The sequence below is a fragment of the Ideonella sp. FW305-24 genome, from assembly GCF_058788035.1.
Window position 1 is genome coordinate 9,830 of record NZ_JBYTAI010000019.1, and the last position, 22,325, is coordinate 32,154.

15 protein-coding genes and 4 tRNA genes are annotated in these 22,325 nt (G+C 65.1%); 4 read left to right on the forward strand and 15 right to left on the reverse strand.

Going from position 1 to position 22,325, the window contains the following annotated elements; translation table 11 throughout:
- From AC3WR5_RS30720 to AC3WR5_RS30765, 10 genes are all read right to left on the reverse strand, one after another.
- Positions 1 to 76, reverse strand: a tRNA-Gly gene (locus AC3WR5_RS30720).
- A gap of 15 nt (positions 77 to 91) precedes the next feature.
- Positions 92 to 165: transfer RNA gene (locus tag AC3WR5_RS30725), tRNA-Cys, on the reverse strand.
- A 90-nt stretch (positions 166 to 255) separates the two neighbouring features.
- Positions 256 to 331: transfer RNA gene (locus AC3WR5_RS30730), tRNA-Gly, on the reverse strand.
- A 285-nt stretch (positions 332 to 616) separates the two neighbouring features.
- Positions 617 to 3,040 (reverse strand): endopeptidase La, encoded by a 2,424-nt coding sequence (gene lon, locus AC3WR5_RS30735; protein WP_141285031.1) that lies wholly within the window; start codon positions 3,038 to 3,040, stop codon positions 617 to 619.
- 97 nt (positions 3,041 to 3,137) lie between these two features.
- Positions 3,138 to 4,406 carry an ATP-dependent Clp protease ATP-binding subunit ClpX gene (clpX, locus tag AC3WR5_RS30740; RefSeq protein WP_141285033.1) on the reverse strand — a complete coding sequence of 423 codons (1,269 nt, stop codon included), beginning with the start codon at positions 4,404 to 4,406 and terminating at the stop codon, positions 3,138 to 3,140.
- A gap of 202 nt (positions 4,407 to 4,608) precedes the next feature.
- Positions 4,609 to 5,217 (reverse strand): ATP-dependent Clp endopeptidase proteolytic subunit ClpP, encoded by a 609-nt coding sequence (gene clpP / locus AC3WR5_RS30745; RefSeq protein WP_141285035.1) that lies wholly within the window; start codon positions 5,215 to 5,217, stop codon positions 4,609 to 4,611.
- A gap of 135 nt (positions 5,218 to 5,352) precedes the next feature.
- Complete coding sequence (gene tig, locus AC3WR5_RS30750; RefSeq protein WP_141285037.1) at positions 5,353 to 6,660, reverse strand: trigger factor; 1,308 nt, start codon at positions 6,658 to 6,660, stop codon at positions 5,353 to 5,355.
- 43 nt (positions 6,661 to 6,703) lie between these two features.
- Positions 6,704 to 6,790: transfer RNA gene (locus tag AC3WR5_RS30755), tRNA-Leu, on the reverse strand.
- Positions 6,791 to 7,081: 291 nt separating this feature from the next.
- Positions 7,082 to 10,225: an efflux RND transporter permease subunit gene (locus tag AC3WR5_RS30760; protein WP_492489477.1), complete on the reverse strand. Its 3,144-nt coding sequence runs from the start codon at positions 10,223 to 10,225 to the stop codon at positions 7,082 to 7,084.
- A gap of 25 nt (positions 10,226 to 10,250) precedes the next feature.
- Positions 10,251 to 11,381, reverse strand: a complete 1,131-nt coding sequence (locus AC3WR5_RS30765; protein ID WP_141285041.1) for an efflux RND transporter periplasmic adaptor subunit — start codon at positions 11,379 to 11,381, stop codon at positions 10,251 to 10,253.
- A 203-nt stretch (positions 11,382 to 11,584) separates the two neighbouring features.
- Here AC3WR5_RS30765 and hpnC point away from each other — a divergent pair, with 203 nt between their 5' ends.
- The 4 genes from hpnC (at position 11,585) to AC3WR5_RS30785 (ending at position 15,448) form a co-directional block, all read left to right on the forward strand.
- Positions 11,585 to 12,427: a squalene synthase HpnC gene (gene hpnC / locus AC3WR5_RS30770; RefSeq protein ID WP_492489479.1), complete on the forward strand. Its 843-nt coding sequence runs from the start codon at positions 11,585 to 11,587 to the stop codon at positions 12,425 to 12,427.
- Positions 12,424 to 13,275 (forward strand): presqualene diphosphate synthase HpnD, encoded by an 852-nt coding sequence (hpnD, locus tag AC3WR5_RS30775; RefSeq protein ID WP_492489481.1) that lies wholly within the window; start codon positions 12,424 to 12,426, stop codon positions 13,273 to 13,275. The genes hpnC and hpnD overlap by 4 nt, the downstream gene beginning before the upstream one ends.
- Positions 13,272 to 14,585: a hydroxysqualene dehydroxylase HpnE gene (gene hpnE, locus AC3WR5_RS30780; RefSeq protein WP_492489483.1), complete on the forward strand. Its 1,314-nt coding sequence runs from the start codon at positions 13,272 to 13,274 to the stop codon at positions 14,583 to 14,585. The genes hpnD and hpnE overlap by 4 nt, the downstream gene beginning before the upstream one ends.
- A 92-nt stretch (positions 14,586 to 14,677) precedes the next feature.
- Complete coding sequence (locus AC3WR5_RS30785) at positions 14,678 to 15,448, forward strand: IclR family transcriptional regulator (protein ID WP_141286795.1); 771 nt, start codon at positions 14,678 to 14,680, stop codon at positions 15,446 to 15,448.
- Between the two features lie 66 nt (positions 15,449 to 15,514).
- Here the strand turns inward: AC3WR5_RS30785 and pbpG are convergent, their stop codons facing one another.
- From pbpG to ilvC, 5 genes are all read right to left on the reverse strand, one after another.
- Positions 15,515 to 16,690, reverse strand: coding sequence for a D-alanyl-D-alanine endopeptidase (gene pbpG, locus AC3WR5_RS30790; protein ID WP_492489486.1), 1,176 nt, complete (start codon positions 16,688 to 16,690; stop codon positions 15,515 to 15,517).
- 161 nt (positions 16,691 to 16,851) lie between these two features.
- Complete coding sequence (locus tag AC3WR5_RS30795; protein ID WP_141286793.1) at positions 16,852 to 18,393, reverse strand: 2-isopropylmalate synthase; 1,542 nt, start codon at positions 18,391 to 18,393, stop codon at positions 16,852 to 16,854.
- Positions 18,390 to 20,102: a 2-isopropylmalate synthase gene (leuA, locus tag AC3WR5_RS30800; protein WP_492489609.1), complete on the reverse strand. Its 1,713-nt coding sequence runs from the start codon at positions 20,100 to 20,102 to the stop codon at positions 18,390 to 18,392. The genes AC3WR5_RS30795 and leuA overlap by 4 nt, the downstream gene beginning before the upstream one ends.
- 216 nt (positions 20,103 to 20,318) lie before the next feature.
- On the reverse strand, positions 20,319 to 21,143 hold the full coding sequence (gene pssA, locus AC3WR5_RS30805) for a CDP-diacylglycerol--serine O-phosphatidyltransferase (protein WP_492489487.1): 825 nt from the start codon (positions 21,141 to 21,143) through the stop codon (positions 20,319 to 20,321).
- Between the two features lie 80 nt (positions 21,144 to 21,223).
- The gene (gene ilvC / locus AC3WR5_RS30810) at positions 21,224 to 22,240 is read right to left on the reverse strand and encodes a ketol-acid reductoisomerase (protein ID WP_141286791.1); all 1,017 of its coding nucleotides are present in this window, start codon (positions 22,238 to 22,240) and stop codon (positions 21,224 to 21,226) included.
- Positions 22,241 to 22,325 lie beyond the last annotated feature (85 nt).

Sequence of the window (22,325 nt, forward strand, 5' to 3'; positions counted from 1 at the left end):
TGGAGCGGGAAACGAGACTCGAACTCGCGACCTCAACCTTGGCAAGGTTGCGCTCTACCAACTGAGCTATTCCCGCATTGACTTCCGTGACTGGAGGCGCGATCCAGAGTCGAACTGGACTAGACGGATTTGCAATCCGTTGCATAACCGCTTTGCTATCGCGCCTTCGTTTCACCGAAGGTGAGTGTACTTTCAAGAACCCCGAGACCCGCTGACGAAAAAGGGAAGCCTGGGCTTCCCTTCATCAAGGAAATCTGGAGCGGGAAACGAGACTCGAACTCGCGACCTCAACCTTGGCAAGGTTGCGCTCTACCAACTGAGCTATTCCCGCATGGGCTCCTTTCGGAACACTGCTTCCCTGATTGCCAGCAAGCGGTTGGTGCCGCACTGCTTTTTGCAGCCACTGCGCTGATTTCTCTGCGCCGCGCTCCGTATCAGGGAAGCTCTCATTATAGGAGGATTTTCGCGATTTCGGCAAGCCCCGCAAAATTTTCAGATGGGCTCTGCAGCAGCCATTCAATCGCCTGGAACACCCACAAAAAAGGGCCGAACCTTGCGGTCCAGCCCTCTTGCTCGAACACACGGGTGCCGGGGCAACCCGTGGTTCCGCGCAGCTTCAATGAGGCAGCGTGTCGGTACTCGTCGCTGCGGTGCCGTCCTTGGAAGCCGCGGGCGTCGCCGCCACCGGCTCTTCATCCGGCAAAGGCGTGGGCGCCCTCTCCAACGCCACTTCCAGCACCTTGTCGATCCAGCGGACCGGCACGATCTCGAGATGGCTCTTCACGTTGTCCGGGATGTCCTGCAAGTCCTTGACGTTCTCTTCCGGAATCATCACCAGCTTGATGCCACCACGGTGGGCTGCCAGCAGTTTTTCCTTCAGGCCGCCAATGGCGGTGACCTCGCCGCGCAGTGTGATCTCGCCGGTCATCGCCACGTCAGCGCGCACCGGAATGCCGGTCAGCGCGGAGACGAAAGCCGTCGTCATCGCGGCGCCCGCGCTCGGACCGTCCTTCGGGGTCGCCCCGTCCGGCACGTGCACGTGCACATCGCGCTTCTCGAACAACTCGTCCTTGATGCCCAGGCGGCGCGCGCGACTGCGCACCACCGTGCGGGCAGCCTCGACCGATTCCTTCATCACATCGCCCAGCGAACCGGTGCGGATGATGTTGCCCTTGCCCGGCATCGCGGTGGCTTCAATGGTCAGCAGATCGCCGCCCACCTCGGTCCACGCAAGACCCACCACCTGGCCGACCTGGTTGGCCTTCTCGGCGCGACCGAAATCGTACTTGCGGACGCCCAGGAACTCATGCAGGTTCTCATCGGTGACCACCATCTTGTCGCTGTAGGTCTTGAGCTGCATGCCCTTGACCACCTTGCGGCAGATCTTCGAGATCTCGCGTTCCAGCGAGCGCACACCCGCTTCCCGCGTGTAGTAACGGATGATGCCGCGGATGGCGGACTCGGCGACTTCCATCTCCTCGTCCTTCACGCCGTTGTTCTTGGCCTGCTTGGGCAACAAGTACTTCTGCGCGATGTGCAGCTTCTCGTCTTCGGTGTAACCCGACAGGCGGATCACTTCCATCCGGTCCAGCAGGGCCGGCGGGATGTTCATCGAGTTCGAGGTCGCCACGAACATCACATCCGACAGGTCGAAGTCGACCTCGATGTAATGGTCGCCGAAGGTGTGGTTCTGCTCCGGGTCCAAGACTTCGAGCAGCGCCGAAGACGGGTCACCACGGAAGTCCATGCCCAGCTTGTCGATCTCGTCGAGCAGGAACAGCGGGTTGCGCGTGCCAACCTTGGACAGGCTTTGCAGCACCTTGCCCGGCATCGAGCCGATGTAGGTGCGGCGATGCCCGCGGATCTCGGCCTCGTCGCGCACGCCGCCCAGCGCCATGCGGACGAACTTGCGGCCGGTGGCTCGCGCCACCGACTGCCCCAGCGAGGTCTTGCCCACGCCAGGAGGGCCAACCAGGCACAGGATCGGCGCCTTGACCTTTTCAACCCGTTGCTGGACAGCAAGATACTCAAGGATGCGATCCTTGACTTTCTCCAGGCCGTAGTGGTCCTCGTTCAGCACTTCCTCGGCATTGCCCAGGTCGTGCTTGATCTTGGTCTTCTTGCTCCACGGCAAGCCGATCAGCGTGTCCAGGTAGTTGCGCACCACCGTGGCTTCGGCCGACATCGGCGACATCAGCTTGAGCTTCTTCAGCTCGGCGTCTGCCTTCTTGCGCGCTTCCTTGGGCATGCGCGCCGCAGTGATCTTCTTTTCCAGCTCTTCCAGGTCGGCGCCTTCTTCGCCGTCGCCCAGTTCCTTCTGGATCGCCTTGACCTGCTCGTTCAGGTAGTACTCGCGCTGGCTCTTTTCCATCTGGCGCTTGACGCGGCCACGGATGCGCTTTTCAACCTGCAGGATGTCGACCTCATGCTCGAGCAGCTCCAGCAGCTTTTCCAGCCGCTTGGCCACGTCGAACAGGTCCAGCACCGACTGCTTGGCTTCCAGCTTCAACGGCAGGTGCGCGGCAATCGTGTCGGCCAGGCGGCCCGGATCGTCGATGCCGGCGATCGAGGTGAGGATCTCGGGCGGGATCTTCTTGTTGAGCTTGACGTACTGGTCAAACTGCTGCGTCACCGCGCGACGCAGGGCCTCGACCTCGGGCGAGGCCTCACCGGCCGGCTCGATCGGCATGACCTCGGCGGAGAAATGATCCTCGCCATCGGTCACTTCGCGCGTGTTGGCGCGCTGCACGCCTTCGACCAGCACCTTCACGGTGCCGTCCGGCAGCTTCAGCATCTGAAGGATGCTGGAAATGCAACCCACATCGAACAGGTCTTCGGCTCGCGGTTCGTCCTTGCCTGCCGCCTTCTGGGCGACCAGCATGATCTGGCGGCCGGCCTCCATTGCGGCTTCCAGGGCCTTGATGGACTTCGGACGGCCAACGAACAGCGGGATGACCATGTGGGGGAACACCACCACGTCGCGCAGCGGGAGCAGCGGCAACGTGATCGGTTCCGAGGGAAGGATGGGATGTCCTGACATGGAATGCCTCACTTTCTCGAACCCACATGGGGCTCGAGGGATTGTTTGCAAGGAGCCGGGCTCATCAGGCGGGGCCCGGCGGTGAGCGGCTGCGCTCTCAGGCGCTGGCCTTGGCCTGTTCGCGGTAGACCAACAGCGGTTTGCCGCCTTCTTCGATGATGTGCTCGTCGACCACCACCTTGGCCACGCCGTCCAGCGTGGGCAGGTCGAACATGGTGTCGATCAGCGATTGCTCCATGATGGACCGCAGGCCGCGCGCACCGGTCTTGCGGGCCAGCGCCTTGCGGGCGATGGCAGCGAGCGCGGACGGGCGGATCTCGAGTTCCACGCCATCCATCGAGAACAACTTCTGGTATTGCTTCAGCAGCGCATTCTTCGGCTCGACCAGGATTTGCATCAGCGCTTCTTCGGTCAGTTCGCCCAGCGTGGCGACCACCGGCAGGCGGCCGACCAGTTCGGGGATCAGGCCGAAGCGCACCAAGTCTTCCGGCTCTGCATCGCGGAACACTTCGGAGACCTTCTTCTCGGTCTTGCTGTGCACCGTAGCACCAAAGCCGATGCCCGACTTCTCGGTGCGGCGCTGGATGACCTTCTCCAGGCCGTCGAACGCGCCGCCGCAGATGAACAGGATGTTGGTCGTGTCGATCTGCAGGAAGTCCTGGTTCGGGTGCTTGCGCCCGCCTTGCGGCGGCACCGAGGCCATCGTGCCTTCGACCAGCTTCAGCAGCGCCTGCTGCACGCCTTCACCGGACACGTCGCGCGTGATCGACGGGTTGTCGGCCTTGCGCGAAATTTTGTCGATCTCATCGATGTAGACGATGCCGCGCTGCGCACGCTCCACGTCGTAATTGCAGTTCTGCAGCAGCTTCTGGATGATGTTCTCGACGTCTTCGCCCACGTAGCCGGCTTCGGTCAGCGTGGTGGCGTCAGCGATCACGAAAGGCACGTTGAGCAGGCGCGCCAGCGTCTGCGCCAGCAGCGTCTTGCCGGAACCCGTCGGGCCGATCAGCAGGATGTTGCTCTTGGAGAGTTCGACCTCGTCCTTCGAGGCACCCATGTGCTTCAGGCGCTTGTAGTGGTTGTAGACCGCCACCGCCAGGATGCGCTTGGCGGCGTCCTGGCCGATCACGTACTGATCAAGGCTGCTCTTGATCTCCATCGGCACCGGCAGGTCCGACTTGGCAGCCTTGCCGGGTGCGGTTTCCGCGGGGACTTCGTCGCGGATGATGTCGTTGCACAGTTCGATGCATTCATCGCAGATGAACACCGAAGGACCGGCGATGAGCTTCTTGACCTCGTGCTGGCTCTTTCCGCAGAAAGAGCAGTAGAGGACCTTTTCGCCGGAGGCGCCTTTCTTGTCGGGCATGGATGTCAGAGCCTGGGCTGTGCTGAAAAAAGCGTAGGGGGATGATAGAACAACTGGCAGAACCCCTTCTGGCCGGAAAAGCACCGGTTTTCGGAGGTTCCTTCAGCGTCAGCGCGGCCTGTTCGGCGAGTGACGGCGCCTGGCGGGTGCCGCGTCGGCCTCGCCGACGGCGGATGCAGCGCTACCACCGTCCTGGCGAGCATCAGGGCCGCTTGTCCAGCACCTGGTCGATCAGGCCATAGGCCTTGGACTCGTGGGCGCTCATGTAGTAGTCGCGTTCCGTGTCGGTCTGGATCTTTTCCAGCGACTGGCCGGTGCGCTCGGCGAGGATGCGGTTCAACTGCTCGCGGGTCTTCAGGATCTCGCGGGCGTGGATCTCGATGTCAGTCGCCTGGCCTTGCGTGCCACCCAGCGGCTGGTGGATCATGATCTTGCTGTTCGGCAGCGAGAAGCGCTTGCCCTTGGCGCCTGCGGCCATCAGGAAAGCGCCCATGCTGGCCGCCATGCCGATGCACAGCGTTGAGACGTCCGGCTTGATGAACTGCATCGTGTCGAAGATCGACATGCCGGCGCTGACGCTGCCGCCGGGCGAGTTGATGTAGAACGAAATGTCCTTGTCCGGATTTTCGCTTTCCAGGAACAGCAACTGGGCGACGACGACGTTGGCACTTTGATCATTCACCGGGCCCACCAGGAAAATGATGCGTTCGCGCAGCAGGCGCGAGTAGATGTCGTAGGCGCGTTCGCCGCGACCCGACTGTTCGATGACCATCGGCACCATGCCGAGAGCCTGGGTGTCCAGTGCGCTCATGAGAATCCTTCTGTAGGGCAACAGGGGAAAGATGGGGTCATTATGTCGCCCTGTAAAGCCCCTGATCGGGCAAAAAAAAGCCCGTCCAGGGGTGGTCGGGCTTCGATTGGATCAGGCCCGAAGTGGGCCGAACCCTTAGGCGGTCATCAGTTCGTCGAAAGGCAGCGACTTGTCGGTCACCTTGGCCTGGCCCAGCACGAAGTTGGTGACGTTGTTCTCGATCACAACAGCTTCCACTTCGGCCATGCGCTGGCGATCGGACAGGTACCAGCGCACCACGTCGGCCGGCTTCTCATAGCTTTGCGCCATCTCTTCGATGTGCGCCTGCAACTGATCTGGCTTGGCCTGCAGGTTGTTCGAGCGCACCAGCTCCGATACCACCAGGCCCAGACGCACCCGCTTCTCGGCTTGCGCGGTGAAGATGCCGGCGGGGATGGGCGCGGTGTCCGCATCCTTCACGCCGCGCTGCTTCAGGTCGGCGCGGGCGCCCTCGGTCAGGCGCTCGACTTCGGAGTCGACCAGGGCCTTCGGCAGGTCCAGTTCGGCCACTTTTACCAGTGCGTCCATCACGGCGGCCTTGTTGCGGGCCAGCACGCGGAACTTCACTTCGCGTTCCAGGTTCTTCTTCACGTCGGCGCGCAGGCCTTCGACCGTGCCAGCCTCGATGCCCAGCGACTTGGCGAACTCGTCGTTCACTTCGGGCAGGTTCTGCGACTCGATCTTCTTCATGGTGACCATGAAGTCGGCTTCCTTGCCGGCCACATCCTGGCCGTGGTAATCGGCCGGGAACTGCAGCGGGAAGGTCTTCGATTCGCCGACCTTCATGCCGCGCACGGCCGCATCGAACTGCTCCAGCATCTGGCCTTCGCCGACCAGGAACTGGAAGGCTTCGGCCTTGCCGCCCTGGAAGGGCTCACCGTCGATCTTGCCTTCGAAGTCGATGGTCACGCGATCACCGGCTTCGGCGTATTGGTCGGCCGGGCGCTGGGCAAAGGTGCGGCGCTGCTTGCGCAGGATGTCCACGGTCTTGTCGATCGCAGCTTCGTCCACGTCGGCGCTGACGCGCTCGACTTCGGCGGCGCTCAGGTCACCCAGCTTGACTTCCGGGTAGACCTCGAAGGTTGCATCGAAGGCCATCGTACCTTCCGGCGCTTCGTCCTTCTGGGTGATGTTGGGCGTGCCGGCGACGCGCAGCTGGGCTTCGTTCGCGGCCTGCGAGAAGGCCTGGCCCAGCTTGTCGTTCATGACTTCGTACTGCACCGAGTAGCCGTAGCGCTGGGCCACGACGGACATCGGCACCTTGCCGGGACGGAAGCCGTCGGCCTTGACCGTGCGGGCCAGCTTCTTCAGGCGCGAATCGACTTCGGTCGCGATCTCGGAGGCCGCCAGCGTCAAAGTGATGCGGCGTTCGAGCTTTTCGAGGGTTTCAACGTTGACTGCCATGATGCGAACTCTGATGTTGCGTGTGCTGTTGCGTAGTCTGGGCTGGTGCGCGGGGCCGGACTCGAACCGGCACGCCCGTGAAGGCGTCAGGACCTAAACCTGGTGCGTCTACCAATTTCGCCACCCGCGCGGCGTGCGCCCGTAGCAAGCGGATGAAGCCTTGACTTCACACCACCCGCGCCGGGCTGCCGGCCTGCCTGACTACTGCGTCGAGACCGGCCGATCCTTGAAGGTTTTTCTGCAGGGCGCCGGGAAAAAAACCCGACCTGACCTGACGAAGACCCCAGGAACGGCCCGCCTCAGGCGAACCGGTAAACCGCGCATTCTATCGGGCTGCGAAGCGGACTTTGACAGCTCGCCTCAAACTTCGTCGAAAAGCACCCCGGCAGGCGCCGGGGTTTTCCACGATGGAAGGCTTTCTTCAGGCCGCCGTCACCGGCGGCACGTCTTCCTGGCGCACGCGGAACCAGGCCGCGTACATCGCCGGCAGCGCCAGCAGCGTCAGCACCGTCGCGACGATCAAACCGCCCATGATGGCCACCGCCATCGGCCCCCAGAACGGGCTGCGCGACAGCGGGATCATCGCCAGCACCGCCGCTGCGGCGGTCAGCACGATGGGCCGAAAACGCCGCACCGCCGAGTCGACGATGGCGTTCCATGTCGGCACGCCGCGCGCCCTGTCCTGCTCGATCTGGTCGATCAGGATCACCGAATTGCGCATGATCATGCCCACCAGCGCGATGAAACCCAGCAGCGCAACGAAGCCGAACGGCCGGTTCAGCAGCAGCAGCGCCCCGGCCACACCAGCAATGCCCAGGGGCGCGGTCAGCACCACCAGCATCGCGCGCTGGAAGCTGTGGAGTTGCAACATCAGCAGCGTGAGCATCAGGAAGGCCATCAGCGGCATTCCGGCCATGATCGAGGAAGAACCTTTGGAACTTTCCGCAACGGCACCAGCGACCTCGATCTGCATGCCCGGCGGCATGCGCGCCTGCAACTTCTGCAGTTCAGGCCAGAGCTGGTTGCTGACCGATGCACCCTGCAAACCCTCGGCCACGTCGCCCTGCACCGTGATGGCGAACTTACGCCCTTCCCGCCACATCACGCCAGGCTCCCAGCCATAGCTGACCTTGGCGATCTGCGTCAGCGGGATCGACCGGCCCGAACTGGTCGAGACGTAGGCACTGCCCAGGTCGGTGACCGCCTGACGCTCCGCCAGCGGCTGGCGCAGCACGATGTCGATCAACCGGTCTTCCTCGCGATACTGGCCGATGGTGGTGCCGGACAGGCGCATGCGTGTGGCCTGGGCAATCGACTGGCTGGTCACACCCAGCGCGCGGGCCTTGTCCTGGTCCACGTCCAGGCGCAGAGACTTGACGCGCTCGTTCCAGTTGTCGTTCACGCCGCGCATGTTCGGGTTGGCCATCAGCTGCGCCTTGGCCTGGTCGGCCCAGATGCGCACCTGCGCCGCGTCATCCCCCATCACGCGGAACTGCACCGGATACGGCACCGGCGGGCCGTTGGGCAGCAGCTTCACACGGCCACGCACCTCCGGGAACTCGGCGGCCAGCAGCTCGGGCAGGCGCTTGCGCAGCGCCTCGCGCGTCGCCAGGTCCTTGGGCAACAGAATGAACTGGCTGACATTGGTCTGCGGGAAGACCTGATCCAGCGGCAGGTAGAAGCGCGGCACGCCGCTGCCGATCCAGGCGGTCACGGCTTCCATGCCCGGCTCGGTACGGATGCGTTGCTCGAAGCGCAGCGCCACGCGCTCGCTCTCCATCTGCGTGGCACCTTCAGGCAGCCACAGGTCGACCATGATTTCAGGGCGGCTGGAGTCCGGGAAGAACTGCTGCTGCACCCGCCCCATGCCGACGATGCCCAGCGCGAAGGTCAACAGCGTCAAGCCGATGGTGATCCAGCGGTGCGCCACGCACCAGTTCACCACCGAGCGGAAGCGCTGGTAGAACGGCGTGTCGAACAGCTCGTGCACCTCGCCGGCCTGGTGGTCCTTGCGCGTCTTCAGCAGCCAGGCGCCCAGGAAGGGCACGAAGTAGACCGAGACGACCCAGGAGATCAGCAGCGCCGCGGCCGTGACTGCGAAGATCGCAAAGGTGTATTCACCCACCGAGGACTTGGCCAGCCCGATGGGCAGGAAGCCAGCCGCGGTGATCAATGTGCCGGTCAGCATCGGCATCGAGGTGGCTTCGTAGGCGAAGGTGGCCGCGTGCATGCGGTCGTAGCCCTCCTCCAGCTTGCGCACCATCATCTCGACGGCAATGATGGCGTCGTCCACCAGCAGGCCCAGTGCGATGATCAGCGAGCCCAGCGAGATCTTGTGTAGGCCCACGCCCCAGTAGTACATCGTCACGAAGGTGATCGCCAGCACCAGCGGGATGGTGATGGCCACCACCATGCCCGGCCAGATGTCCACGCGCAGCGGCCTGAAATGCAGGCCCAGGCTGAGGAAACTGACCAACAGCACAATGACCACGGCCTCGATCAACACATGCACGAACTCGCCCACCGAGCGCGTGACGGCATCCGGCTGGTTCTGGATCTGGCTGAGCTCGATGCCCACCGGCAGATTGGCCTTGATTTGCCCGGTGCGCGCGGTGAGCTGCTTGCCCAGCTCGATGATGTCGCCGCCCTTGGTCATCGACACGCCCAGCGCAATGACCTGCTGCCCCTGGTGGCGCACCTTCACCGCCGGCGGATCCACGTAGTCGCGCCGGATCTCGGCAATGTCGCCCAGGCGCAGCGAGCTGGCCTGTCCGGTCGTCGGGTTGACCGCGCGAATCGGCATCTGCCGCAGCTGTTCGACCGACTGCAGCGCGCCGGCCACGCGCAATTGCAGGCTTTCGCTACGGGCATCGATCAGCCCGGCGCTCTCGACCGCGTTCTGCGCGCCAAGCTGGGCAATCACCTGGTTCAGGTCCAGCCCCAATTGGGCCAGCCGCTGCTGTGGAATTTCGACGAACAGCTTCTCGGCCTGCACGCCAAACAGCTGCACCTTGGCCACATTGGGCACCTGCAGCAATTGGTCGCGCACGGTTTCGGCATGCTGGCGCAGTTCCTCGGGCGAGAAGCCGTCGGCCGACAGCGCGTAGATCGAACCGTAAACGTCGCCGAAGTCGTCGTTGAAGACCGGGCCGATCACGCCCGAAGGCAGCGTCGAGCGCATGTCGCCGACCTTCTTGCGCACCTGGTACCAGGTGTCGGTCACGTCCTTGCCGGGCGTGGAGTCGCGCAGCTGGAAGATGGTGAGCGATTCGCCCGGCTTGGTGTAGCTGCGGATGATGTCGGCGTGCGGCACTTCCTGCAGCGTGCGCTCGACCTTGTCGGTCACCTGCTCGGCCATTTCCTGCGCCGAGGCGCCGGGCCAGAAGGACTGCACCACCATCGCGCGGAAGGTGAACGGCGGGTCCTCGTCCTGCCCGAGCTGGAAATAGGCAACGGCGCCCAGCACCAGCAGCACGATCATCAGGTAGCGCGTCAGCGGCGCATGCTCGAGCGCCCATCGCGAGATATTGAAGCGCTCGCGGTGTATGCCTTGTTGTTGGCTCATGTCGGCGTGTCCTCGCGGTCCGGGCTCAGTGGGACGCCGCCGGTGCGGGCGTCATCGCGGGCGCGCTGGCAGGAACCGGCTCCGCATAGCGTTTGACCTTCTGGCCGGGATTGAGCACATGCGTACCGGCAGTGACCACCTCGTCGCCCGCCTTCAGGCCGCCGGTGACGATGACGGTATTGCCATCCGCACCGGACACACTGACCACCTGCTGGCGAACCGTGCCGGCAGCGGCATCAAACAGCCACACGGCGCTCTGGCCCTTCAGCTCGATCAGCGCCGACAGGGGCAGGCGGATCACGCCAGCTTGGTCGGTGCCGTTCACACGGATGGTGGCGGTCTGCCCCAGCCGCAGCGGCGCGTTGCCGATGTCGGCCTTGACCTGGAAGGTGCGTGTCGTGCTGTCCGCCGCCGCAGCCACCTCGTGGATGGTGGCTGGCGCGGACTCGTTGGCACCCCAGGCCTGCAGCGCGACACCACCGGTCTTGCCGATCAGCGCACGGAATTCGCCGATGCGGTCCTCCGGCACAGTGAACACCGCATCGCGCGGGCCGTCATGCGCCAGCCGCACCACAGCCGTACCAGCGGCCAGCACCTGCCCCGGCTCGGCGGACACCGCGGTGATCACGCCCGAAGCTTCGGCCGCCAGGCTCGCGTAGCCGGTCTGGTTGCGCTGCACGCTCATCTGGGCCTTGGCCTGATCCAGTTGCGCCTGGGCGGTCTTCTGGGCCAGGTCATGCTTTTCCAGCTCAGCCTCGCCAATGAAACCCTTGGCGCGCAGCTCCCGGTATCGCTTCAGGTCCGCGTCTGCCTGCGTGAAGCTGCTCTGCGCCGCCATCAGCGCAGCCTGGGCCGAAGCCTGGCCGAGTTGCAGGTCCTGCGGGTCCAGCTGCGCCAGCACCTGGCCGCGGCGCACCGTGTCACCCAGGTTCACCGGCCGGCTCTGCAGCTTGCCACCCACGCGAAAGCCAAGCTGCGATTCGGTGCGGGCGCGGATCTCGGCGGCGTAGTCGCGGCTGCTGCGCGCGCTGCCATCGTTCACCTTCATCGTGCGCACGGCGCGCACCGGCTCCGGCGGCGCTTCTTGTTTGGAACAGGCGGCCAGCCCCAGCAGGGCCAGGGCTGCCAACATCGCGGCGACTCGTTGTGTTTGCATGGCGGAGCGATCCAGGTGCAACGGGAAACAGGACAAGGCGAGCGGCCCCCTCTCCAGGTGACCACGCGCCGCTAATGACTGACTGGTCAGTAATGTAGAAGCTCTGCCCGCCAGCGTCAATCGCATGTCGCCACCCGGCGGGCACCGGAACGTCGCAAGATTTGACGCGGCCGTGCCTCGGCGCGCATGGACAATGCCGCGCTGTGAGCGTCGACCACTACGAAAACTTCCCCGTCGCCTCGTGGCTGTGCCCACCGAAGCTGCGGCCGCCCATCGCGGCCATCTACTGGTTCGCCCGCACCGGCGACGACATTGCCGACGAAGGCGACCTGCCAACCGAAAGCCGGCGCGCTGAACTGCAGGCTTACCGTGCCGAGCTGCAGCGCGTGGCCTGCGGTGAACCGCCGGCCACGCGCTGGGCACACATCTTCGGGCCGCTTCAGCAAGCCATGCAACAGCACGCGCTGCCGCATGCGTTACTCGACGACCTGTTGGCCGCCTTCCTCTGCGACGTGGCCAACCCGGCCTATGCCCACCGCGAGGCCTTGCTCGGCTACTGCCGCCTGTCCGCCAACCCGGTGGGCCGCCTGCTGCTGCACCTGCATCACCTCGACGACGCCGCTGCCCTCGCGCAGTCCGACGCCATCTGCAGCGCACTGCAGTTGATCAACTTCTGGCAAGACCTCAGCGTGGACCTGCCGCGCGGCCGCCGCTACCTGCCGGCCAGCGACCTGGCCCGGCACGGCTTGCAGGCAGATCGATTGCAAGCCGGCCCAGCAGCACAGGCGATGGTGCGCGAGCTGTGCGACTGGGCCCGTGCGCTGATGCTGCAAGGCGCGCCGCTGGTGCACCGGCTTCCGGGCCGCGCAGGCTGGGAATTGCGCCTGGTGGTGCAAGGTGGGCTGCGCATTCTTGAGAAAATCGACGCCATGCATCACCAAACATTGACGCAGCGCCCCAAGCTGCGCCGCACCGATGCGCTGCCACTGCTGTGGCGCGCGCTGCGCATGCCCCGGCCCCGCCCTTCACTCGCGCTGCCCGCATGACGACGCCTCAGCAATACGTGCAAGAAAAGGCTGCCGCCAGCGGCTCCTCGTTCTATTACGCCTTCCTGTTCCTGCCGCCCGAGCGCCGCGCCGCCATCACCGCGTTCTACGCCTTCTGCCGCGAGGTGGACGACGTGGTCGACGAGGTGCAGGACCCACAAGTCGCTGCAATCAAGCTGGCTTGGTGGCAGCGTGAAGTTGCACAGAGCTTCGCCGGCCAGCCCAGCCACCCCGTGATGCAGGCGCTGATGCCGCTGGCAAAGGCCTACGGCATCGAAATCCGCCACCTGGACGCGGTGATCGAAGGCTGCCAGATGGACCTGGAGCAAAGCCGCTACCTGGACTACCCCGGCCTGCAGCGTTACTGCCATCTCGTGGCCGGCGTGGTCGGCGAAGTTGCCTGCAGCATCTTCGGCCGCACGCAGGAAAGCACCGTGGCCTATGCGCACAAGCTGGGCTTGGCGATGCAGCTGACCAACATCATCCGCGACGTGGGTGACGACGCACGCCGGGGCCGCATCTACCTGCCGATCAGCGAGCTGCAGCAGTTCGACGTGAAAGCGCACGAACTGCTCAAGCGCGACGCGCCCTGGGGCTACAGCGAGCGCTTCACCGCGCTGATGCACTTCCAGGCCGAGCGCGCGCACCGCTGCTACGACGAAGCGATGGCGTTGCTGCCCGAGGCCGACCGCGCCGCGCAAAAGCCCGGGCTGATGATGGCCAACATCTACCGCACGCTGCTGCGCGAGATCGAACGCGAGAACTTCCAGGTGCTGCACCAGCGCATTTCGCTGACGCCGGTGCGCAAGCTGTGGATCGCCGCGCGCACGCATCTCCGCGGTCGATGAGCACCCAGGCGGCGCGTATCGCGGTGATCGGTGCCGGCTGGGCCGGGCTGGCCGCCGCTGTCGAGCTCTGCGCCGCCGGTCGCCAGGTGCTGCTGCTGGACATGGCGCATCGACCCGGCGGCCGGGCTCGTTCGCTGCCGCAAGGCGATTTGCTGCTGGACAACGGCCAGCACATCCTGATTGGCGCCTACCGCGACACGCTGGCACTGATGCGCCGCGTGGGCGCGTCGCCCGAACACCTGCTGCACCGCAGCCCGCTGACGCTGCGCTACCCGGACGGCAGCGGCCTGGTGCTGCCGCCCGGCCCTGCGCTGCTGTCCTTCGCCCGCGGCGTGCTGGGCTGGCACACGCTGCCCTGGCGTGACCGTGTTGCGCTGCTGCTTCAAGCCAGCCGCTGGGGCCTGCAAGGCTTTCGCTGCGCCCCCTCTTTGACAGTGCAGGCCTTGTGCCGCGGCCTGCCGGCGAGCGTGAGGCAGGCGCTGATCGAGCCACTCTGCGTGGCCGCGCTGAACACGCCTGCCGACCAAGCCAGCGCGCAGGTGCTGCTGACAGTGCTGAAAGACGCCTTGTTCGGCCCACGCGGCAGCGCCGACCTGCTGCTGCCGACAGCGCCGCTGCAAGCCCTGCTGCCAGACCCGGCGCTGGCCTGGCTGCAGCAGCGTGGCACCGAATGGCGGCCTGGCGCCCGCGTGCAGCAGCTGCACCGTCTGGCCGAAGGTTGGCAAGTGCGGACGGATCAAGGGCAGGACGATGTGCAAGGCCTGGTGCTGGCCTGCAGCGCCAACGAAGCCGGCCGGCTGCTGGCCCCGCATGCGCCCGACTGGGCCGAGACCGCGCAAGCGCTGCGCTACGAACCCATCGTCACGGTCTGGCTGCGAAACCCGGCGCACCGCGCCTGGCCGGAGCCCATGCTGGCCCTGCAGGCCGACGCGCAGGCGCCGGCACAGTTCGGCTTTGACCTGGGCGCGCTGGGTGGGCCGGCAAACACGCTCGCACTGGTCATCAGCGGTGCAGCGCCTTGGGTGGCGCAAGGGCTGCCAACGACGGTCGCCGCGGTTCGGCACCAGCTGGCGCAGGCATTTGCCGGTCGATCTGAATTCGACTGGGACGATGCACAGGTCGAACTGGTGGCCGTGCGCGCCGAGAAACGTGCCACTTTTGCCTGCACGCCCGCGCTGCAGCGACCGTCGGCAGATCCCCTGCCCGGGCTGCGCGTGGCGGGTGACCACGTGGCCGGCCCGTATCCGGCCACGCTGGAAGGCGCAGTGAGGTCCGGCCTGGCGGCGGCACGCGCGCTCATCACCAGCTGAAACATGACGCTCGCGTCACGGCGATTTCGCAGCCATCTTCCCGCCAGGCATTTCGCCATGCAAAAATGGCAGCAGATCCACGCTGCTTCGCCATGACCAAAAAAGATCCCAACACGCCCAGCATCCAGGTGCTGGCACGGGCTTTTTCGCTGCTGGACGTGCTGGCCGCGCACCAGGACCCGGTGCCGCTGAAGGATTTGAGCGAGCGCACGGGACTGCACCCGTCCACCGCGCACCGCATCCTGAACGACTTGGCAGCAGGCCGCCTGGTCGACCGGCCCGAAGCCGGCAGCTACCGGCTGGGCATGCGGCTGCTGGAACTGGGCAACCTGGTCAAGGCCCGGCTGGACGTGCGCGACGCGGCGCTCGGCCCGATGCGCGAGCTGCACAAGCTCACCCACCAGCCGGTCAACCTCTCGGTGCGCCAGGGCGACGAGATCGTCTACATCGAGCGGACCTACAGCGAGCGCTCGGGCATGCAGGTCGTGCGCGCCGTCGGCGGCCGGGCGCCGCTGCACCTCACCTCCGTGGGCAAACTCTTCCTGGCCTACGACGACCCGCAGCGTGTGCGGGCCTACGCGACCCGCACCGGCCTGGCCGGCCACACGCGCAACAGCCTGACAGAGATCGGCGCGCTGGAGCGTGAGCTGAACCTGGTGCGCCGACATGCGCTCGCGCGCGACGACGAGGAACTGGAACTGGGCGTGCGCTGCATGGCCGCCGGCATCTTCGATGACCAGGGCAAGCTGGTGGCGGGCCTGTCCATCTCGGCACCAGCGGACCGGCTGGAAGAATCCTGGCTGGACCGGGTCAAATCCACTGCCGCCACCATCTCCGGGGCACTGGGTCACCGCGTGCCCTGAAACACGCTTGCCGAGCGCGATGAAAAAAGCAGCCCACGGGCTGCTTTTTTCCTGGGAGGAAGCAACTCAGATGGCTGGCTTTGCGGCGTGCACTTCGGTGGTGGCTGGCAGCAGGCTGGCGGCACCGGTCGCCGCGGCAGTGCCGGCTGCGCGAGTCAGCCCAGCGGCTGGCGTGACCGGCACGCTTGCGGTCAGTGGCGCCGGGTTGGCCATCATCCACTTGCGGATGCGCTCGGCGTCGCCGATGCGCGAATACTTGCCGGCCGAATCCAGCAGCACCATGATCAGCTTGCGGCCGGCCATCTGGGCCTGCATCACAAGACATTGGCCTGCCTCGTTGATGTAGCCGGTCTTCTGCACGCCAATGTCCCAATCCGGGTTGCGCACCAGCCGGTTGGTGGTGTGGAACTGCAGTTGACGGTTGCCGATGGCGACCTGATGCTCGGGCGAGGTAGACAGTTCGCGGATCAGCGGCACATGCGAAGCAGCGCTCACCAGCGCCGCCAAATCACGCGCGCTGGACTGGTTCTGGCTCGACAGGCCGGTGGGCTCGACGTAGCGGGTGTCCATCATGCCCAGCAGCTTGGCCTTGGCATTCATCGCGCCGACGAAGGCCGACAGGCCGCCGGGATAGTGGCGGCCCAGCGAATTCGCAGCCCGGTTTTCCGAGGACATCAGCGCCAGGTGCAGCATTTCGCCGCGAGGCAGCTGGGTGCCGACCTTCAGGCGCGAGGAACTGCCTTTTTCGGTGTCCACATCGTCCTGCGTGATGGTGAGCACTTCGTCCATCGGCAGCTTGGCCTCGGTCACCACCATCGCGGTCATCAGCTTGGTGATGGACGCGATTGGCAGGACGGCCTGGGAATTCTTGTTCAGCAGAACCTCGTTGGTGTCCTGGTCCATCACAAAGGCCACGCCTGACTTCAGCGCCAGCGGATCCTCGGTTTCATGCAGGCCGGCGAGCTGGCCAAACGAGCGGACCGGCGGGGTGACGCTGGCGACCGTCTTGCGCGCGGCGACCACAGCGTGCGTGGGCCGGGCCGCGCGGCCCTTGCTGGCCACCACCTTGCGACTGCTCACCGCGCCGGCTGACGACTTGTTCGCCGCCTTGCTGACTGCGCTGGAGGAAGATGCCTTTTTGGCAGCGGAAGCTGCGGTGGCCTGGGCGGGCACTGCGATGCTGACGGCGAGCGCCAGGCCAAAACCCAGTGCTCGCACCACATTCAGTCGAATCTTGTTCATCGGTGCAGCGTCTAACGCCCTAAAAAGTGGCCCCCGGATTGCTTCTCGCAAGCACGCCGGGGAGCGCCTTACAGATTTTGTCTCGAGTCTATGGGAAAGCAAAAAGACACGCAAGATCAAAAACTTGCATGCCCTTTCTCAAGTGCCCATCGGACCTGGGATCAGCCCTGCGCAGCCACCCTATCACCGCCGGTGTGAAGCTTGTTCAGGGCCGACAGATACGCCTTGGCAGATGCCACGACGATGTCCGGATCAGCCCCGACACCATTCACCACCCGGCCGCCCAACTGCAGGCGCACCGTGACTTCGCCCTGCGATTCTGTGCTGCCCGAGGTGATGGCATTGACCGAATAAAGCAGCATTTCCGCGCCACTTTCGATCTGGGATTCGATCGCCTTGAGCGTTGCGTCGACCGGGCCGTTGCCATGGCTCTCGGCAACCACCTCGCGGTCGCCGATGGTGAAAGCCACCCTGGCGTGTGGGCGCTCGCCGGTTTCCGAGCGCTGCGACAGCGACAGGAACCCGTGGTGCTCGTGAATGCTGGTGACGCTTTCGTCGCCCAGCAGCGCGATGATGTCCTCGTCGAAAATCTCGCTTTTGCGGTCGGCCAGGTCCTTGAAGCGAGCGAACGCCGCATTGATTTCCGTCTCCGACTCCAGCGCCACGCCCAGTTCCTGCAGCCGCTGCTTGAAGGCATTGCGGCCAGAAAGCTTGCCCAGCACGATCTTGTTGGCGGCCCAGCCCACATCCTCGGCGCGCATGATCTCGTAGGTGTCACGCGCCTTCAGCACGCCGTCCTGGTGGATGCCCGAAGCATGGGCAAAGGCGTTGGCGCCGACCACGGCCTTGTTCGGCTGCACGACAAATCCGGTGGTCTGGCTGACCATGCGCGAGGCCGGCACGATCTGCGTGGTGTCGATGCCCACGTCCAGGCCGAAATAGTCCCGGCGGGTGCGCACCGCCATCACCACTTCTTCCAGCGAACAGTTGCCCGCCCGCTCGCCCAGGCCGTTGATGGTGCATTCAACCTGGCGTGCACCGCCAATCTTCACGCCGGCCAGCGAATTGGCCACCGCCATGCCCAGGTCGTTGTGGCAGTGCACCGACCAGATGGCCTTGTCGGCATTCGGGATGCGCTCGCGCAGCTGACGGATGAAGTGGCCGTACAGCTCGGGAATCGCGTAGCCGACGGTGTCGGGCAGGTTGATCGTGGTCGCGCCCTCGGCGATCACCGCTTCGATCACGCGGCACAGGAAGTCCGGATCGGAGCGGTAGCCGTCCTCGGGCGAGAACTCGATGTCGCCGCACAGGTTGCGCGCAAAGCGCACCGCCTGAGTGGCCTGCTCCAGCACCTGCTCCGGCGTCATGCGCAGCTTCTTCTCCATGTGCAGCGCACTGGTGGCAATGAAGGTGTGGATGCGACTGCGCGGCGCCGGCGCCACGGCCTCTGCCGCGCGCGCGATGTCCCGGTCGTTGGCGCGGGCCAGCCCGCAGATCACCGAGTCCTTGATGTGGCTGGCGATGGTGTGCACGGCTTCGAAGTCGCCATGCGACGCCGCCGGGAAACCGGCCTCGATCACGTCCACCTTCAGCCGCTCCAACTGGCGTGCGATGCGCAGCTTCTCGTCGCGCGTCATCGAGGCGCCGGGCGATTGTTCGCCGTCGCGCAGCGTGGTGTCGAAAATGATCAGTTTGTCAGTCATACAGAGATTTCCTCGACCTTTGTGGCCGTGTCACGCGACTCGCCCAGCACACGCTGCACGCCGCTGAGCACTGCCTTCATCGATGCGTTGACCAGGTTGGCGTCCATGCCCACGCCGAACAGTGTGCGCGCTCCCCCCACACGCAGTTCAAGGTAGGCCACCGCGCGGGCCTCGGCACCGCCGCTCAACGCATGTTCATGGTAATCGAGCACCTCGACCGAAACCCCGGTCGCCGCCTGCACGCCGGCGACAAACGCCGCCAGCGGCCCGTTGCCGCGGCCATGCACCTCGCGCACCTGCCCCCCCTGCTGCCACTGGGCGCGCACGCTGACGTCTGCACCCTGCCCGCCCGCGCCCAGTTCCTGCTCCTGGATCTCGACCCGCGCCAGTTGCGCCTGCTCGGGACGGTATTCCTTGGCGAACAATGCCCACAAGTCGTCCGAGCCCAACTCCTTGCCGTCGATGTCCATCACTGCCTGCACCACCTGGCTGAACTCGATCTGCAGCCGGCGCGGCAGTTCCAGCCCGTAATCCGACTCCAGCAGATAGGCAATGCCGCCCTTGCCGGACTGGCTGTTGACGCGGATCACCGCCTCGTAGCTGCGGCCCAGGTCCTTCGGGTCCACCGGCAGGTAGGGCATGTCCCAGATCTCGCCGTCCTTGCGGGCGGCAAAGGCCTTCTTGATCGCGTCCTGGTGCGAACCAGAGAACGAGGTGTAGACCAGGTCGCCCACGTACGGATGGCGAGGATGCACCGGCAACTGGTTGCAATGCTCGACCGTGCGGCGGATCGCGTCGATGTCGGAGAAGTCCAGGCCTGGCGACACGCCCTGGGTGTAGAGATTCAGCGCGACGTTGACCAGGTCCAGGTTGCCGGTGCGCTCACCGTTGCCGAACAGGCAGCCTTCGAGGCGGTCTGCGCCGGCCATCAGCGCGAGCTCGGCGGCCGCCGTCCCGGTGCCACGATCATTGTGCGGATGCACCGACAGCACGATGGCGTCGCGCCGTTCCAGGTGCCGATGCATCCACTCGATCATGTCGGCGAACTGGTTGGGCGTCGAGCATTCGACCGTGGATGGCAGGTTGACGATGCAAGGGCGAGCCGGCGTCGGAGCCCAGGCAGCGGTCACGGCGTCAACGATGCGCTTGCTGAAATGCAGATCGGTGTTCGAGAACATCTCCGGCGAATACTCGAAGGTCCATTCGGTGCCGGGCTGCCGGGCCGCCATGTCGCGGATCATGGCCGCATGGGTCACGGCCAGGTCGACCACGCCGTCCTCGTCCAACCCCAGCACCACGCGGCGCATCACTGGCGCCACCGCGTTGTAGAGGTGCACCACCACCTTCTTCGCACCGACCAGCGACTCGAAGGTGCGCGAGATCAAGTGGTCGCGTGCCTGCGTCAGCACCTGGATCGTCACGTCGTCCGGCACCAGGTTCTGCGTGATCAGCAGGCGCACAAAGTCGAAGTCCGCCTGCGAAGCTGACGGGAAGCCCACCTCGATCTGCTTGAAGCCGATCTGCACCAGGGTCTGGAACATGCGCAGCTTGCGCGCCGGGTCCATCGGCTCGATCAGCGCCTGGTTGCCGTCCCGCAGGTCCACGCTGCACCACTGGGGCGCCCGCGTCAGCTGGGCATCGGGCCAGCGGCGATCAGGCAGGGCAATGGGGGCGAAAGCGCGGTACTTCTGCTGCGGGTGCTTGAGCATCATGGTGTGCATCCAGGGAGGTGGGCGCAACCAGCAGCACAGAAAACGAGAACGGCCCGCTGCGGTTGCATACGGGCCGTTGGGGTCAGGCGAAACGTGGACGTGACTGGCTGACTAGCGAACCCGTGGTTCCTCTAGGGCTAGTAGCAGTTGGGGCATGCCCAACTGGGCAATGACGTACTCGAAACGCATGGGGCTGGAATCTAACAGGTTTTGCTAGTGATGCAAACCGCGTTCATCAGGCTCGTCGGTGCTGGTGGAGATCACGCTCGCCGGCCGGCCCTTCGCCTTTCGCCACGCATAAATCGCATAGCCAGAGAGTCCGTAGATGCAGAAGACACCAAAAAGCACGCGGGCTGGATCGAGCGCCGCCACGCCAATCGCCAGCATGATCGCAACCAGCACGATGAAGGGCACCGAGCGACGCCGGTCGAAGACCTTGAAACTGTAGAAGGGCGCATTCGTCACCATCGAAAGCCCGGCAAACAGCGTGATGCCATAAGCCGCCCAGCCCACCCAGCTGCCGGGCTGGACCCGTTGGCTCTCGGCGCCGTCCACCACGCTCCAGATCAGGCCGATCACCAGCGCCGCTGCGGCCGGGCTGGGCAGCCCCTGGAAGAAGCGCTTGTCGACCACGCCGATGTTGACGTTGAAGCGTGCCAGGCGAAGTGCAGCGCCAGCGATGTAGACGAAGGCCGGGATCCAGCCCGGCTTGCCCATGTCCTTCAGCGCCCACATGTAAACGATCAGGGCCGGCGCAGCACCAAAGGCCACCATGTCCGACAGGCTGTCCATCTGCTCGCCGAAGGCAGACTGCGTATTGGTCATGCGCGCCACGCGGCCATCGAGGCTATCCAGGATGGCGGCAGCGAAGATGGCGACGCAGGCGAGCTCGAACCGGCCGGCAATCGCCATGACGATGGCGTAGAAAGCAGAGAACAACGCACCGAGGGTGATGGCGTTGGGCAGGGCATAAATGCCCTTGCGACGAGGGCGGACGTTCAAGCCGGGCTCGTCGTCCTCAAGAGTTTCAGGCGTCATGACGGGCAGGATAGCTCAGGCCAAAAGAAAGGCCGCATCCAGCGGGATGCGGCCTTGGCTGGCAGGGCCTTGAGGCGCGATCAGTTGCGCGACTTGTCGACCAGCTTGTTGGCCTTGATCCAGGGCATCATCGCGCGCAGCTTGTCGCCGACGACCTCGATCTGGTGCTCCTCGGTCAGGCGGCGGCGCGAGATCAGCGTCGGCGCGCCGGCCTTGTTTTCCAGGATGAAGCTCTTGGCGTATTCGCCGGTCTGGATGTCCTTCAGCACCTGCTTCATGACCTGCTTGGTCTCGGAGGTCACGACGCGCGGGCCGGTGACGTACTCGCCGTATTCGGCGTTGTTCGAGATCGAGTAGTTCATGTTGGCGATGCCGCCTTCATAGATCAGGTCGACGATCAGCTTGAGCTCGTGCAGGCACTCGAAGTAGGCCATTTCCGGCGCGTAACCGGCTTCCACCAGCGTCTCGAAACCCGCCTTGATCAGTTCGACGGTGCCGCCACACAGCACCGCTTGTTCGCCGAACAGGTCGGTCTCGGTTTCTTCGCGGAAGTTGGTCTCGATGATGCCGGCCTTGCCGCCGCCATTGGCCGCGGCATAGCTCAGTGCCAGGTCGCGCGCCTTGCCGGACTTGTCGGCATAGATCGCGATCAGGTGCGGCACGCCGCCACCTTGCACATAGGTGCCACGCACCGTGTGGCCAGGGGCCTTCGGGGCGACCATCCACACGTCCAGGTCGGCGCGCGGCACGACCTGGCCGTAGTGCACGTTGAAGCCATGCGCGAAGACCAGCGAAGCGCCTTCGCGGATGTTCGGCTCGACGTCCTTCTTGTAGACCTCGGCGATCTGCTCGTCCGGCAGCAGGATCATGACCACGTCGGCGCCCTTGACCGCATCGGCGACCTCGGCCACTTTCAGGCCCGCCTTTTCGACCTTGGACCACGACGCGCCACCGCGGCGCAGGCCGACGGTGATCTTGCAGCCGCTGTCGTTCAGGTTCTGGGCGTGCGCATGGCCTTGCGAGCCATAGCCGATGATCGCGACGTTCTTGCCCTTGATCAGCGAGATGTCGGCGTCCTTGTCGTAGTAAACCTTCATGGTCTTCTCCAGAAAAATTCGGTTGTGATTGCGGGGGCTTTACCAAGCGGCTGCCGCGGAACTGGCTTTGCCAGGCCGCCGCAGC